14 protein-coding genes are annotated in these 14,455 nt (G+C 73.8%); 11 read left to right on the top strand and 3 right to left on the bottom strand.

Annotated features, from left to right (window positions below; translation table 11 throughout):
• Positions 1-292: 292 nt before the first annotated feature.
• The 10 genes from ACI79U_RS09295 (at position 293) to ACI79U_RS09250 (ending at position 10,721) form a co-directional block, all read left to right on the top strand.
• Positions 293-1,906, top strand: a complete 1,614-nt coding sequence (locus ACI79U_RS09295) for a methyl-accepting chemotaxis protein (protein WP_457066760.1) — start codon at positions 293-295, stop codon at positions 1,904-1,906.
• A 281-nt stretch (positions 1,907-2,187) separates the two neighbouring features.
• Positions 2,188-3,795, top strand: coding sequence for a methyl-accepting chemotaxis protein (locus ACI79U_RS09290; protein WP_457066757.1), 1,608 nt, complete (start codon positions 2,188-2,190; stop codon positions 3,793-3,795).
• A gap of 236 nt (positions 3,796-4,031) precedes the next feature.
• A complete protein-coding gene (locus ACI79U_RS09285) occupies positions 4,032-4,958 on the top strand; it encodes a hypothetical protein (protein WP_457066754.1) in 927 nt (308 codons plus the stop codon).
• Between the two features lie 100 nt (positions 4,959-5,058).
• Positions 5,059-6,192: a protein-glutamate methylesterase/protein-glutamine glutaminase gene (locus tag ACI79U_RS09280; RefSeq protein WP_457066751.1), complete on the top strand. Its 1,134-nt coding sequence runs from the start codon at positions 5,059-5,061 to the stop codon at positions 6,190-6,192.
• Entirely contained in the window at positions 6,189-7,013 is an 825-nt protein-coding gene (locus ACI79U_RS09275; RefSeq protein ID WP_457066748.1) for a CheR family methyltransferase, read from the top strand. Before ACI79U_RS09280 ends, ACI79U_RS09275 begins: the two co-directional genes overlap by 4 nt.
• Positions 7,014-7,015: 2 nt before the next feature.
• Entirely contained in the window at positions 7,016-7,402 is a 387-nt protein-coding gene (locus ACI79U_RS09270) for a response regulator (protein WP_457066745.1), read from the top strand.
• Positions 7,399-7,905 carry a chemotaxis protein CheX gene (locus tag ACI79U_RS09265; RefSeq protein ID WP_457066742.1) on the top strand — a complete coding sequence of 169 codons (507 nt, stop codon included), beginning with the start codon at positions 7,399-7,401 and terminating at the stop codon, positions 7,903-7,905. Before ACI79U_RS09270 ends, ACI79U_RS09265 begins: the two co-directional genes overlap by 4 nt.
• Positions 7,902-8,264 (top strand): response regulator, encoded by a 363-nt coding sequence (locus ACI79U_RS09260; protein WP_457066739.1) that lies wholly within the window; start codon positions 7,902-7,904, stop codon positions 8,262-8,264. The genes ACI79U_RS09265 and ACI79U_RS09260 overlap by 4 nt, the downstream gene beginning before the upstream one ends.
• Positions 8,261-8,749 (top strand): hypothetical protein, encoded by a 489-nt coding sequence (locus tag ACI79U_RS09255; RefSeq protein WP_457066736.1) that lies wholly within the window; start codon positions 8,261-8,263, stop codon positions 8,747-8,749. Before ACI79U_RS09260 ends, ACI79U_RS09255 begins: the two co-directional genes overlap by 4 nt.
• 208 nt (positions 8,750-8,957) lie before the next feature.
• Positions 8,958-10,721 carry a SpoIIE family protein phosphatase gene (locus ACI79U_RS09250; RefSeq protein ID WP_457066733.1) on the top strand — a complete coding sequence of 588 codons (1,764 nt, stop codon included), beginning with the start codon at positions 8,958-8,960 and terminating at the stop codon, positions 10,719-10,721.
• A 6-nt stretch (positions 10,722-10,727) separates the two neighbouring features.
• On the opposite strand, the gene ACI79U_RS09245 is transcribed toward ACI79U_RS09250, so the two are convergent.
• From ACI79U_RS09245 to ACI79U_RS09235, 3 genes are all read right to left on the bottom strand, one after another.
• Positions 10,728-11,675, bottom strand: coding sequence for an alpha/beta fold hydrolase (locus ACI79U_RS09245; protein WP_457066730.1), 948 nt, complete (start codon positions 11,673-11,675; stop codon positions 10,728-10,730).
• Between the two features lie 52 nt (positions 11,676-11,727).
• Positions 11,728-12,915, bottom strand: coding sequence for an AAA family ATPase (locus ACI79U_RS09240; RefSeq protein WP_457066727.1), 1,188 nt, complete (start codon positions 12,913-12,915; stop codon positions 11,728-11,730).
• Positions 12,916-13,161: 246 nt separating this feature from the next.
• The gene (locus tag ACI79U_RS09235) at positions 13,162-13,890 is read right to left on the bottom strand and encodes a TVP38/TMEM64 family protein (RefSeq protein ID WP_457066724.1); all 729 of its coding nucleotides are present in this window, start codon (positions 13,888-13,890) and stop codon (positions 13,162-13,164) included.
• Positions 13,891-14,026: 136 nt separating this feature from the next.
• Here ACI79U_RS09235 and ACI79U_RS09230 point away from each other — a divergent pair, with 136 nt between their 5' ends.
• Positions 14,027-14,416: a phage holin family protein gene (locus tag ACI79U_RS09230; protein WP_457066721.1), complete on the top strand. Its 390-nt coding sequence runs from the start codon at positions 14,027-14,029 to the stop codon at positions 14,414-14,416.
• Positions 14,417-14,455: the final 39 nt, after the last annotated feature.

Raw genomic sequence — 14,455 nt, 5'->3', positions numbered from 1 at the left:
GTCGCGGTGTGCATGCCGCGCGATCTGCCGCACCATCGGACACGCCGCGATGAATGGCGGCCGCGGGCGAAGTGTGCATCATCATCTTCCCGCAGGGCGAATCCGCCACCGGTGAGCCGGGTGGTGGCCGGTCAGCTGGAACTGTCGACAGAGCGACTGTTCCGGCTCATCGGCGACCTTTCCGGGAAAGCAGCGCGACGCGCTCGCCGGCGGGCGAATCCTGGTGGTGTGCAGCCACATGATGGGCGGAACGCAAGGCCCCTCCGGCAGCACCAGGAAAGGCACGATTGCAATGCGCAGGTCCTCCCCCGGGTCCCGTTTCCGAGACCTCGCCGTCACCACGAAGATCGCCCTCGCGGTGGCCCTGGCCGTCTTCGTCGCCGTGGGCACCGGCCTGGTCGGACTGAGCGCGTTGTCCACCTCGGCCGACCGCACCGCGGACATGCACCGGCAGAACGTCCTCGGTGGGCAGCTGGCCCAGGAGATCCGCTTCCAGTTCCTCGCCAGCCGGTTCGCCTCGACGAACGGCACCTACTCCGCCGACCCGGCGGCGAAGGAGCGCTTCATCGTCCAGCGGGACGAAGCCCGCGCCGCGCTCGCCGCCGCGGGTGAGCAGATGCGCTCGGAGACCACGCCCACGGCGGCGGTCCGGGCCGCGCTGGACACCTCGCTCGCCGACATCGACCGCTACATCGAACTCGGCGTGCAGCTCGACGCACTGGCGGCGGCCGGGAAGGCGCAGTCCCCCGAGTTCATCGAGCTCCGCACCACCCAGGTCGCGCCGCTGAGCGAGGAGATCGTCGCCGACCTGCAGGCGCTTGCCGACCTCCAGGCGTCGATCGCCGCCGACAGTGCGGACGCCGCGGCGGACGCCTACTCCGCCACCCGCACCTGGCTCGTCGTCCTGGTCGGCGTCGGCAGCGCGCTCGCCCTGGGCCTCGGCGTCGTGACCGCACGGTCGATCAGCGGTGCGCTGGCGCGGGTCCGCCACTCCGCCGAGCGGCTGGCCGAGGGTGACCTGACCCAGGCGACCGGGGTCGATCAGCGGGATGACGTCGGCCGGATGGCGGCCGCGCTGGACACGGCCCAGGAGAACCTGCGCTCGGTGATGGCGTCGGTGGTCGCCTCGGCGGATGCGGTGGCGGCGTCGTCGGAGCAGCTGAGTGCGTCCTCGGCACAGATCTCCTCCTCCGCTGAGGAGACCTCGGCCCAGTCCGGCGTGGTGTCCTCGGCTGCCGAGGAGGTGTCCCGGAACGTCGCGACGGTGGCCGCGGGCGCGGAGGAGATGGGCGCGTCGATCCGGGAGATCAGCCAGAACGCGAACGAGGCGGCCCGGGTCGCGGCCTCCGCGGTGACCGAGGCGCAGTCGACGACGGAGACCATCACGAAGCTCGGGACCTCCTCGACCGAGATCGGTGCGGTGGTGAAGGTGATCACCAGCATCGCGGAGCAGACGAACCTGCTGGCGCTCAACGCCACGATCGAGGCCGCCCGGGCCGGCGAGGCCGGGAAGGGCTTCGCGGTGGTCGCGAACGAGGTGAAGGAGCTGGCCCAGGAGACGGCGCGGGCGACGGAGGACATCGCGCGTCGGGTGGAGGCGATCCAGGGCGACACGTCGGGGGCGGTGGCGGCGATCGGGCGGATCAGTGAGGTGATCGGGTCGATCAACGACTTCCAGCTGACCATCGCCAGCGCGGTGGAAGAGCAGACGGCGACGACGAACGAGATGTCGCGGTCGGTGCAGGAGGCCGCGGGCGGGTCGACGGAGATCGCCGCGAACATCACCGGGGTGTCGTCGGCTGCGGCGTCGACCACGCAGGCGCTGGGTCAGACCCGGCAGGCGGTCGACGAGCTGTCCCGGATGGCCAGCGACCTGCGGGGGAGCGTCGCCCGCTTCACCTTCTGACGCAGCGCACGGCTGACGGCCGTCGTCCCCGCAGTCCGGGGGGGCGACGGCCGTCGTCGTGCCCGGGCCGCGGTCACCGGTCGACCGCTGTCGACAAGGAGCTGCCCCGGACCGGTGACCCGACGATCTCGCGGGGGTCGCCGCGACACGCAGCCCGACGGGCCGTGGAGGCGGTTTCAACCCGCCACGATCCCCCGGTAAGCCGGTCCGCCGAGACGGGGGATCGAGTGGGGCCGCCAGCGGCGCGGTCCCCAGTCCCCCCCGCACACCTTGGAGAACTCATGAGCACGGTCGCCTCACCCAGCCGGAGGCTCGCGTGGTTCGCCGACCGGCCGATCGGCGTCAAGATCGGCGCGGTCATCGCGCTCCTCGCCGTCGTCGTCCTGGGCACCAACCTCCTGGCGGTGACGCGGATGAACGACATGCACGCCGACCAGGAGGCGATCTACGCCGAGAACCTCAAGCCGCTCAACGCCCTCTCCGCGGTGCAGCGCGCCACCGCGGCGCACCGTGCACGGGTGCTCGAGTACGCCTTCTCCGACCCGGCCCGCCAGCAGGAGCTGGTCGGTCAGATGGACGAGAAGCAGGCCGACGTGGATGCCGCGCTGGCCGAGTACCAACCCCACGTCGTCGACCAGGCCGCGATGGACAAGTACCTGGACGCCCGCTCCGGGTTGCTGGACCTGCTGACGACGACCGCCTTCCCGCTGGGCGCTTCCGGCGACCTGGGCGGCTACGCCCAGCTGGTGCGGGAGACCATGCAGCCGTACTTCGACGACATCGCCGACGGGCTGGAGGAGGAGGGCATCGCCCAGTCCGAGCAGGCCGCTGCGCGCAACGTGACCGCCGCCGAGGAGGCGCGCGCCTCGATCACCCTGCTCCTGACGATCTCGGTGACGGCAGTCGTCGTCGCCGCCGCACTCGCCTTCCTCGTCGTCCGCCGGCTGCTCACCACCGTGCGTTCGGTGCAGGGGTCCATCCAGGCGATGGCTGCGGGCGACCTGACCCGCGCTCCGGAGGCCCGTGACCGGGACGAGATCGGCCAGATGGCGCAGTCGCTCGCCGCGGCCCAGGAGAACCTCCGCTCGGTGATGGCGTCGGTGGTCGCCTCGGCGGACGCGGTGGCGGCGTCGTCGGAGGAGTTGAGCGCGTCGTCGGCGCAGATCTCGGCGTCGGCGGAGGAGACCTCGGCGCAGTCCGGGGTGGTGTCCTCGGCGGCGGAGGAGGTGTCGCGGAACGTGGGCACGGTGGCCGCGGGTGCGGAGGAGATGGGGGCGTCGATCCGGGAGATCAGCCAGAACGCGAACGAGGCGGCCCGGGTGGCGGCGCAGGCGGTGGCCGAGGCGCAGTCGACGACGGAGACGATCACCAAGCTCGGCACGTCGTCTCAGGAGATCGGTGCGGTGGTCAAGGCGATCACGAGCATCGCGGAGCAGACGAACCTGCTGGCGCTGAACGCCACCATCGAGGCCGCGCGGGCCGGTGACGCCGGCAAGGGGTTCGCGGTGGTGGCGAACGAGGTGAAGGAGCTGGCGCAGGAGACCGCGCGGGCGACGGAGGACATCGCCCGGCGGGTGGAGGCGATCCAGGGCGACACCTCGGGTGCGGTGGCGGCGATCGGGCGGATCAGTGAGGTGATCGGGTCGATCAACGACTTCCAGCTGACCATCGCCAGCGCGGTGGAGGAGCAGACGGCGACGACGAACGAGATGTCGCGGTCGGTGCAGGAGGCCGCGGGCGGGTCGACGGAGATCGCGGCGAACATCACCGGGGTGTCGTCGGCTGCGGCGTCGACCACGCAGGCGCTGACCCAGACCCGGCAGGCGGTCGACGAGCTGTCCCGGATGGCCAGTGACCTGCGGGGGAGCGTCGCCCGGTTCACCTTCTGAGCACGTACCCGGTCGCGACGGCCGTCGTCCCCGCAGTCCGGGGGACGACGGCCGTCGTCGTGCCCGGGTGTCATCGTCCGGGTGACGGGATGTTCACGCTGTGTTGCCGGATCCTGACCGAACGATGCAAACGCGCAGCCCGCCCCCGGTCGCTGTCGCGCGACCGGGTGACGGCCGCGTGGCGCACTCCGGCCGTCACCTCCACGATGGGTGCACCAACTTCCACAGGAGGCGACGTGCCCTACTCCCTGGTCAGCGCGGCGACGCTCGGCTTCGACCTCGTCCGCCTGCCCGCCGGCGGCCAGGTCGCCGACGTGCTGCTGACCGGTCTGGGCGCCGACGCCGCGACCCTGCACCGGCTCGCGGCGGCCCACCCGGGCGCCGGCCGGCCCGCCGCGGAGCGCGCCGAACTCGCCGTCCGGGCCCGCCGGGCGCACGAGCTGGCCGCCGCCGGCGTGCCCCAGCTGCGTGACGTCCCCGGCGCGGTCCCCACCACCGGCGAGGGCGGCGGCGAGCGCGACGCCCGGCTCGTCGCACTGCTCGAGCGGGGCACGATCGGCAACACCCCCGCACTCGAGCGCCTGGTGCGCGACGACGTCCTCGGCGCCGAGCACCCGGTGGTCGCCGACCTCGACCCGGCCGTGGCGGCGGTCGCCGCCGACGTGCTGGCCGACGCCGCCACCGGCTGGTGGGCCGCCGAGGCCCTCGCCCGCCCGGTCCGGCAGGAGCTCACCGCCCCCTACGCCACGGCGACGGCGCTGGAGCCCGCTCCGCGCCCGGACCTCGGCCCCGCGACCGCGGGGCTGGCCGAGCTGCTCGACGAGGTCCGCGGGCTGGGCGAGACCGGCCGCCGCCGCTGGCGGTTGGCCGTCGAGGTCGGCCGGGCGCAGCGGCGGCCCTGGGCTGCCGCGATGCACGGTGCCGCCTGGGCCGCCCACGTGTCCGGCCGCACCCGCACCCTCGCCGCCGCGCAGCTCATGGCGGTCACCGCGTTCACCGAGAGCGGCTTCACCTCCCGCGACGGCGCCGAGGGCGTCTGGAACGCGCTGGCCGGGTGCGTGCAGGGCCTGGCCATGTCCGACCTGCTCGACGAGGAGTCGTTGACCGTCCTCGGTGCGCCGTGGGCGATGGTGACCGGGAGGTCGCTCCCCCTCGCGGGGTAGTGCTCAGCTCGTCCCCCCGCTGCACTCAAGAGAAGGCAGCGGATGCCGATGAAAGTCGTGTGCGGCCCACCTGGCCGGTACATCGGCAGCGGGGGAGCGCGTGGACAAGATCAAGGTGATGGTGGTCGACGACTCGGTCGTCGTCCGCAAGATCGTGACGGACGTCCTCTCCGGGGATCCGATGATCCAGGTCGTGGGCACGGCCGCCAACGGCCGGCTGGCCGTGGCCAAGCTCGAGCAGCTCAAGCCCGACCTGGTCACGATGGACATCGAGATGCCGGAGATGAACGGCATCGAGGCGGTGCGGGCGATCCGCAGCCGCGCCGGCGGCCAGGCGTACAGCCGGGTGCCGATCATCATGTTCAGCACGCTGACCGAGCGCGGTGCGTCCGCCACCCTGGACGCGCTGTCCGCCGGTGCCAACGAGTACGTGACCAAACCGGCCAACGTCGGCAGCGTCGCGCAGTCGATGGAGAGCGTCCGAGAGCAGCTCATCCCCAAGATCAAGGCGCTCACCGGGCGGCCGATCACCTCCGGCCCGGCCGCCGCGCCGGCCCCGGCAGCGGTCGCCCCCCGGCCGCCGGCGCCCCGGACCCGGGCCGCCAGGGAGCCCGCCGTCCTGGTGATCGGCTCCTCGACCGGTGGCCCGGAGGCGCTGACCAAGGTGCTGCCGCTGCTGCCGGCGTCCCTGCCCGTGCCCGTGCTGCTCGTGCAGCACATGCCGCCGGTCTTCACCCGGCAGTTCGCGCAGCGGCTGGACCGGCTGTGCCCGCTGCAGGTCGTCGAGGCCGTCGACGGCACCCCGCTGGCGCCGGGCACCGTGCACATCGCCCCCGGCGACCACCACCTCACGGTCAGCTCCAGCGGTGGCAACAAGCGCACGGCGCTGAGCCAGGCGCCGCCGGAGAACTTCTGCCGGCCCGCCGTCGACGTGCTCTTCCGCTCCGCGGTGGCCGCCTACGACGGCGCGGTGCTCGCCGTCGTGCTCACCGGGATGGGCTCCGACGGCCGGATCGGTGCCGGCCAGATCCGCGAGGCCGGCGGCACCGTCATCGCCCAGGACCAGGCCACCTCGGTGGTCTGGGGCATGCCCGGCGCGGTCACCCAGGCCGGCTTCGCCGACGAGGTCCTGCCGCTGTCCCGGGTGGCCGAGGCGATCACCCGCCTGCTGCCCCACCCCCGTCCGTTCGGCGGCACCGTCCGCCCCCTCACGACCTCGGGAGGCACGCGATGACGCTCACCGCCACCAGCTTCGACTGGGTGCGCCAGCTGGTGCACCGGGAGAGCGCGATCGTGCTGCAGCCGGGCAAGGAGTACCTCGTCGAGGCCCGGTTGCTGCCGATGGCGCAGCAGCGCGGCCTCTCCGGGGTCAGCGAGCTCGTCGAGTCCGTCCGCAACCGCCCGGACGCGGCGACCACCCGGCGGATCGTCGAGGCGCTCACCACCAACGAGACCTCCTGGTTCCGCGACGGCGACCCGTTCACCGCGCTGACCAGCCTGGTGCTGCCGCAGCTGGTCGCGGCCCGCGGGCCCAACGAGCGGCTGCAGATCTGGTCGGCGGCCTGCTCCAGCGGGCAGGAGGCCTACACGATCGCGATGCTGCTGTCCGACGCGCTGCCGAACGCCACCAGCCGGGTGTCGATCACCGCGACCGACCTCTCCCGCGAGATGGTCGAGCGCACCCGGGCCGGCCGGTTCAGCCAGCTCGAGGTCAACCGCGGGCTGCCCGCGCCGATGCTGGTCCGGCACTTCACCCGGGCCGGCAACGAGTGGGAGATCGCCCCCGAGCTGCGCCGGATGGTGACCGCGAGCGAGTGCAACCTCGCTGCGCCGCTGCCCCGGCTCGGTCCGTTCGACGTGGTCTACCTGCGCAACGTGCTCATCTACTTCGACCTCCCCACCAAGCAGGGGATCTTGACCCGCGTCCGTCAGCTCATGCGACCCGACGGGTGGCTGTTCCTGGGCGCGGCCGAGACGACGCTCGGGGTCGACGACAACTGGGAGCGGGTCGTGCTCGGCCGTGGCTCCGCGTACCGCCCGAGGAAGGGGTCCTGACCGTGCGAGCCCTCGTGATCGACGACTCCCGCGCCATGAGGCGCATCGTCGGCAGCACCCTGACCGACCTCGGGTACGAGGAGGTGCGGGAGGCCGGCGACGGCCGGCTGGCCCTCGACGTCCTGGAGTCCGGGTTCGTCCCGGACATCTGCTGCATCGACTGGAACATGCCGGTGATGGACGGGCTGCAGTTCGTCTTCGCCGTGCGCGCGAACCCGGCCCACCGCCAGGTGACGCTGATGATGGTCACCACGGAGAGCGAGCACGGGCAGATCGTCAAGGCCCTGGCCGCCGGGGCGCACGAGTACCTGATCAAACCGTTCACCGCCGATGCGATGCGCGACAAGCTGGCGCTCCTCGGCCTGCTCCCGGAAGGTGCCCCCGCATGACCGCCCCTGAGCTCGCCCAGCCGATCTCCGCGTTGCTCGACGCGGCGACCGTGCAGAGCATCGCCGACGACGTCTGGCCCTCGCTGGTCGGCGACGGCGAGGTCTTCATCCCCGTCCCGGCCCCGCCGCCGCTCGAGCCGGTCAGCGCGTGGGTGACGATCTCCGGCCCGTGGAACGGCGCCGTCGTCCTCACCTGCGACAGCGAGACGGCCGCTGCGCTCACCGAGAGCGTGCTCATGCTCCGTCCGCCGACCGTGGTCGAGGACGAGGACGTCGAGGACGCGCTGGGCGAACTGGCGAACGTGCTCGGCGGCAACATCAAGTCCGTGCTCCCCGGGCCCTCGAGCCTGGGGCTCCCCCAGACCGGCGCCGCACCGCCCACCGGGCGGCTCGACGACGTCTGCCGCATCAACGGCCAGTGGCGCGGCCAGTCCCTGACCATCACCGTCCAGGGCGCCCCCATGGCGCCGGACACCGAGCGGAACGAGGTGCCGCAGCAGTGAAGATCCTGGTGACCGACGACAGCCGTGTCATGCGGCAGATCGTGATCCGCACCCTGCGCCAGGCCGGGTACGACGACCACGACATCATCGAGGCCGAGGACGGCCGCCAGTGCCTGGACAAGGTCGGGTCGGACAAGCCCGACCTGGTCCTGTCGGACTGGAACATGCCCAACATGAGCGGCATCGAGTGCCTGGAGGCGCTGCGCGCCTCCGGTTCCCAGGTGCCCTTCGGGTTCGTGACCTCGGAGGGCTCGCCGGAGATGCGGGAGAAGGCGGCCAACGCCGGTGCCCTCTTCCTCATCGCCAAGCCGTTCAACGAGGAGACCTTCAAGGACGCCCTGGACGGGGTGATCGCGTGACCGCCGCCGTGCAGCCGGCCACGCTGCCCACCGCGAAGCACGTCCGCGACATGCTCCAGGGGCTCTTCGGCAAGGAGGTCGTGGTCTCCCCCGGGGACCCGGTCTCGCTGAACGACAAGCCCGCCGTCGCCGTCTACGTCGACCCGACCATGGCCACCACCGCGCTGTGCCTGGTCGACCTGCGGCTCGGGGCCTGGCTCGCCGGCGCCCTCGCGCTGCTGCCCAAGGGTGGCCTCGAGGACGCGATCGACGAGGGCGAGCTCTACCCGATGCACGTCGAGGCGCTGTACGAGGTGGTGAACATCGCCGCCTCCATGTTCAACGGCGAGGGCGTGAACCACTCGAAGCTGCACACGCTGCACGCTCCCGGGGAGCCCGTCCCCGGGGACATCGCCGGGCTGGCCGCGGCGTTCAACCGGATCGACCTGAAGGTCGACGTCGCCGGCTACGGGTCGGGCTCGCTGTCCATCGTGATGGCGCACTGACCCACCGCTGCACCCGTACGACCCCGGGACCGGGGGAGCGAGGCCACTCGGCCGCGTTCCCCCGGGCCCGTCGTCGTCGGGCCCGTCGTCGTTGCACCCGTGGATGTGTCCGAACGCAGCAGCAGGGTCACCCTGCGGGAGGACGCGCCGGGGTGGTTCCCGGTCCGGCGGGGGAGCGATGTCCCCGGCATGAGGCAGAGTGACCGCCATGAGCCCGGACGGCGCCGCGCCGCCGGCGGACCTGTTGCTGCAGGCGGTCGACGCGATGCCCCGGCCGCTGTTCGTGCTCGACCACGACTGGCGGTTCAGCTACGTCAACCCGGCCGGCGCCCGGCTGCTCCGGCGGCGGGTCGGGGACCTGCTGGGCCGGGTGATCTGGGCGGAGTTCCCGGAGGCCGTCGGCAGCGAGTTCGCCCGGCAGTACGAGCACGTCGCGCGCACCGGTGAGCCGGTCGCCTTCGAGTCCTGGTACCCGCCCCTGCGCACGTGGTTCCACGTCGACGCCTTCCCCGCGGCCGCCGGCCTGGTGGTCACCTACGACGACGTCACCGAACGGCGGGCGGCCGAGCAGGCCCGCGTCGAGGCGGTCGCGGCCCGAGAGGAGGAGGCCGAGCGCGCCGCCGACGCCGCGCACGCCGCGGAGCTGGCCGGCCGGCACCTCCTGCTGCTGGGGGACGTCAGCCAGGCGATGACCGCCACGCTGGACGCCGGCGAGGCGGTGCAGCGCCTCGCGGAGCTGATCGTGCCGCCGCTGGCGGACTGGTGCCTGGTCAGCGTGGTCGAGGACGGCGTCCGGCGGGACGTCGGACGCGCCCACCGCGACCCGGCGATGGTGCCGCACATGCACCGGTACGCCGACCTGCGCGCCCGCACCAACCAGGCGACCGCGCCGGTGCCCACCGCGCTGCGGGACGGCCGGCCGGTGGTCATCCAGGGCATCGCGCCCCAGCAGGTGGTGGCGATGACCACCCCGGCGGCCCGGGCGGCGCTGGAGCCGCTGCGGGTGCACTCGGTGGCGACGTTCCCGCTGATCGCCCGCGGCGAACTGTTCGGCGCCGTCACCCTGGTGACCGGCCCGGAGCGGGGCGCGTTCACCGACGCCGAGCTGCGCACCGCCGACATCATGTCCCGGCGGGCCGGGCTGGCGCTGGACAACGCCCGGCTGGCGACCGCGCAGACCCGGGTGGCCGAACGGCTGCAGCGCAGCCTGCTGTCCCCGCCGGTGCAGCCCGACGCCCTGGAGCTGGCCGTCCGCTACCGCCCGGCGGCCCAGGACGTCTCCATCGGCGGCGACTGGTACGACTCCTTCCTCCAGCCCGACGGCGCCACCGTGCTGGTCATCGGCGACGTGATGGGCCACGACCTGGAGGCGGCCGCGACGATGGCGGAGCTGCGCACCCTGGTGCGGGCCATCGCCTACGACCGGCAGACCGGGCCGGGCGAGGTGCTGCGGCGGGTCGACCGGGCCGTGGTCGGCCTGGACGCCGCCTCCCTGGCCACCGCCCTGGTCGCCCGGATCGAGATGGACGACGCCGACCGGGCCGCCGGTGTGCGCCGGCTGCGCTGGGCGATCGCCGGGCACCCGGTGCCGCTGCTGGTGCACCCCGACGGCACGGTGGCCGACCTCGAGGCGCCGGTCGGGCCACCGCTGGGCATCGGGCTGGGCGGCGCGCGCGGCGAGGGGCTGGCCGAGCTGCCGCCGGGCAGCACGCTGCTGCTGTTCACCGACGGGCTCTTCGAGCGGCGGACCAGCGACCTGGACGCCGACCGCCAGCGGCTGCGCGCGGCGGCCTCCCGGCTGGCGGGGGAGCCGCTGGAGCGGCTGTGCGACGAGCTGCTGCGGGAACTGCTGGCCGGCGGTGCGGAGGACGACGTCGCCCTGCTGGCGGTGCGCTGCCACCCCGTGGACGCGCCCCGGCCGCCGGCGGCCGGCCCCCGGACGCGGCCGGCCGCCGTCCCCGCCTGGGACTGACCCGGGTCAGCGGCCCTGCGCCGCCGCTGCCCGGACCGCCTCGGCGATCGCGGCCACGCCGTCGGCGGACCAGATGATCGTGTCGTGGTCGGTGCCGGGCACCTCCCGGGCGCGGACGTGCGCGTCGGAGAGGTTCATCCGGTCCAGCCGCACCTCGTCGTAGAGGCCGGGCACCTCGCCGTCCATGCCGCGGGTGGCCCACAGCAGGGTGGCCGGCACCGGCAGGTTCGTCGTCGTCTCCAGCACCGCCTGGTTGCGGAGCATGTCGGCGCCGTCGACCCGGACCGCCTCGTGCACCACGGAGCTGCGCAGCTCCGGCGACTCCCCGGTGAGGTCACGGGCCAGGAAGGCGCCCACCGTGGGGTCGTCGACCCACCGGCCGATGACCGGGTGGTCGGCCCAGAACTCGCGGACGGCGGCGAGGTCGGGGAAGGCGACGTCCAGCCGGTCGAGCGTGGGGCCGAGGAAGGCGGCGAGCATGTCGTCGGTGTCGGCGGCCGGGGGGACGGCGAAGGGGAGGCCGCCGTCCACGAGCACCAGGCCGTGCACCAGGTCGCGGGCCTGGCCGGCGGTGGCCAGGGTCGCGACGAAGCCGCCCATCGAGTGCCCGACGAGCACCGTGGCGTCGGCGCCGGCCTCTCCGTCGGCGCCGAAGTGCTCCAGCAGGGCGGTGACGTCGGCGGCGTGCGCGGACAGGCCGTAGGGGCCGGGCAGGCCGGCGCTGCCGGCGCGGCCGCGCAGGTCGGGGGCGACCACCTCGCACTCGCCGGCCAGCGCGCCGGCCACCGGCCCCCAGGTCGCGGCGTTGGAGGTGATGCCGTGCAGCAGCACCACCAGGGGGGAGCCGGGCGCGTCGGCGGACCAGTACAGGGCGGCCAGGTCACCGCCGGCGACCGGCACCTGGATCTCCTCGGGCGTGCGGACGTCGTAGCTGCTGCTCCCGGCGGTGCTCATGCCCTCACCCTGCCCGCGCGCCGGTGGTGTTGCACGTGGAACGGCCGCCGGTTCAGTCGGGGTGGCTGAGCAGGTAGCGCCCGAAGTGCGGCACGGTGAAGGCGATCTGCCCGCGTTCGGCGGAGTAGACCAGGCCCTTCTTGATCAGCGAGTCGCGCGCGGGGGAGAGCGAGGCCGGCTTGCGGCCGAGCGCCCCGGCCACCTCCGCCGTCGCCACCGGGGTGCCCTGCGGGCCGCCGAGCTCGGCCATCGCGTGCATGTACTCGCGCTCGGCCGGGGTGGCGCGGTCGTAGCGGGACCCGAAGAAGCCGACCGCGAGCTCGGCCTCGGCGGCGGGGGCGGCCATCGCCACGTCGGCCGCGGTGACGGGGGAGGAGGCGGCGACGTCCCAGGTGACCTTGCCGTAGGCCTGCACGAAGTACGGGTAGCCGTCGGCGGCGGCGTACAGGGCGTCGAGCGCGTCGGCCTCGAAGGTGACGTCCTCGCGCTCGGCGGGGGCGAGCAGCGCCCGGTCGGCGGCGGGCCGGTCGAGCCGGTCGATCCGCAGGTAGCGGAACAGCCGCTCGGAGTAGCTCTTGGACGCCGAGAGCACCGCGGGCAGGTGGGGGAGCCCCGCGCCGACGACGATCAGCGGGGCCCCCTGCTGGGACAGCTCGTGGCAGGCCGCGCAGATCGCCGAGACGTCGGGCGCCTGCACGTCCTGCATCTCGTCGATGAACAGCGCGATGCCCTTGCCGACGTCGGCGGCGAGGCCGGCGGCGTCGCTGAGCAGCTCGACCAGGTCGATCTCCATGTCCCCGGAGTCGGCCCGGCCGCTGCTGGCGGGGGCGTCGATCCCCGGCTGCCAGCGCTCGCGCACCTTCGCCGAGGCGTCGGACCCGCGCAGGGCGAACGCCTTGAGCACCCCCAGCACCGCCTCCATCGACTCCTGGTCGGGGTGGCGCAGCTCGCGCAGGGCCATGTGCAGGGCCGAGGAGACCGGCCGGCGCAGCGACTGGTCGGGCCGGGCCTCGATCTTCCCGGTGCCCCAGCCGCGGCTGATCGCCGCCGAGCGCAGCTGGTTCAGCAGCACCGTCTTCCCGACCCCGCGCAGGCCGGTGAGCACCAGCGACCGCTCCGGCCGGCCGTGCGCGATCCGCTCGAGGACGACGTCGAACGCGGAGAGCTCGGTGTCCCGGCCGGCCAGCTCGGGCGGGCGCTGCCCGGCGCCGGGGGCGTACGGGTTCCGCACGGGATCCATGTCGAGCACCCTATGGCCTCGTATAGACCAAGGGGTAGAGACGGATAGACGACGGCATGCAGCGACGACTCGACGGTCGTCTGCCGATGTCTAGCCCTGCCGCTAGACGCGGTCAGACGAGGGCAGAGCACTCGCTGTCCGATGCCGGCGAGACTAGCAGACTCCTCGAACGTGTGTTCGAATGAGTGGGACGCCGACGAGGAGGTCGTGGTGACGAGTGCGGTCTTCGGCTCTCTGCTGTGTGCGCTAGAGAGCGGTAGACGGCGGCAGAGCCGACTGCTCCTGCTCGGGGCTGCCGGCCACCGCGGCCCGCCGCCGCCACCAGTGCGCAGCCCCGAACCCGACGAGCGCCAGGGTCAGCGGCACCAGGGTCACCAGCAGGGTCCGGCCGTCGCCGAGTCCGGCGGCACCGACGGTCGCCCCCACCGCCACGTGCAGCACGGTGCCGGGCGTGAGGCCGATCGCCGAGCCCAGGAGGTGGTCGCGCAGCCGCATCCCGGACAGGCCCCCGGCGTAGCTGATCAGGGTGAACGGCACGATCGGCACCAGTCGGGCGACCAGCGCCGACACCACGCCGCGGTCGGTGAGCAGCGCATCCGCCCGGGTCAGCCGTGGGCCGGCCAGGCGGGCGACCGCCTCGCGGCCCAGCAGCCGGGCCACGGTGAACCCGGCCAGTGCACCGAGCACGCCGCTGGTCAGCGCCAGCGCCAGCCCGCCCCAGAACCCGGCGAGCACCCCGGCCAGCACCGACAGCGCGGTCCGCGGCACCGGGGCCAGCGTGGCCAGCGCCGATCCGACCAGCAGGCCTGCCCACCCCGCGGGGCCGGCGTCGTCCAGCCACGCACGCACCTGGCCCACCCCGGGCACGTCGACGACGAGCGCGAGGCCGGCGCCGAGGAGCAGCAGCACGACCAGGAGCGCGGCCCGGCCGGCGGCGGGGGCCGGCAGTCGGCGACGGCGGGGCTGGTCGGTCATGGCCCACCCAGTGTGCCGGGGTGCTGTTCGGTGCCCGGCCGACTGTCGGTGTCTGCACTGCTCTAGCAGAGACGCGATACTGCGCTAGACGGCCGAACAGGGGGTGGCGCCCATCGTCGGGGGCTAGCGTGCCGACGTGGCCACGATCGGGAAGTTCGCCGTCCGCGTCGTCGTGCTCGCGGCGATCATCTATGCCGTCACCCGGCTCGTCGACGGGATCGAGGTGATCGGCAACCCCACCGGGTTCTTCGGCGAGACCGGCACGTACCTCTGGGTGGCGCTGCTGTTCGCCGTGATCAACTCGATCGTGGGGCCGATCGTCCGGTTGCTCGCGTTGCCGTTCATCATCCTCACCCTCGGGCTGTTCCTGCTGGTGATCAACGCCGCGCTGCTCGGCCTGACCGCGGTGATCTCCGACCGGTTCAGCGTGGAGAGCTTCTGGGCGGCGCTCGTCGGCGGCTTCCTCATCGCCCTGTTCAGCTGGATCGCCGAGCTGATCCTGCCGCTGAAGGTCCGTGCCGGCTGACCCCGTGCCGGCTGAGCCGGCGGCGAGCCGCGCCCGGCT

This window comes from Modestobacter sp. SYSU DS0904, from assembly GCF_054051115.1.
The sequence above is the reverse complement of the archived record's forward strand: the minus strand, read 5'-3'. Positions and strand labels throughout refer to the sequence as shown.

Excerpts from the sequence above, each read along its gene's own strand:
- ACI79U_RS09265 (WP_457066742.1), top strand. The coding sequence starts at position 7,399 with ATGACCGCCCCTGAGCTCGCCCAGCCGATCTCCGCGTTGCTCGACGCG.
- ACI79U_RS09240 (WP_457066727.1), bottom strand. The coding sequence starts at position 12,915 with ATGGATCCCGTGCGGAACCCGTACGCCCCCGGCGCCGGGCAGCGCCCG.
- ACI79U_RS09275 (WP_457066748.1), top strand. The coding sequence starts at position 6,189 with ATGACGCTCACCGCCACCAGCTTCGACTGGGTGCGCCAGCTGGTGCAC.
- ACI79U_RS09295 (WP_457066760.1), top strand. The coding sequence starts at position 293 with ATGCGCAGGTCCTCCCCCGGGTCCCGTTTCCGAGACCTCGCCGTCACC.
- ACI79U_RS09245 (WP_457066730.1), bottom strand. The coding sequence starts at position 11,675 with ATGAGCACCGCCGGGAGCAGCAGCTACGACGTCCGCACGCCCGAGGAG.
- ACI79U_RS09290 (WP_457066757.1), top strand. The coding sequence starts at position 2,188 with ATGAGCACGGTCGCCTCACCCAGCCGGAGGCTCGCGTGGTTCGCCGAC.
- ACI79U_RS09250 (WP_457066733.1), top strand. The coding sequence starts at position 8,958 with ATGAGCCCGGACGGCGCCGCGCCGCCGGCGGACCTGTTGCTGCAGGCG.
- ACI79U_RS09235 (WP_457066724.1), bottom strand. The coding sequence starts at position 13,890 with ATGACCGACCAGCCCCGCCGTCGCCGACTGCCGGCCCCCGCCGCCGGC.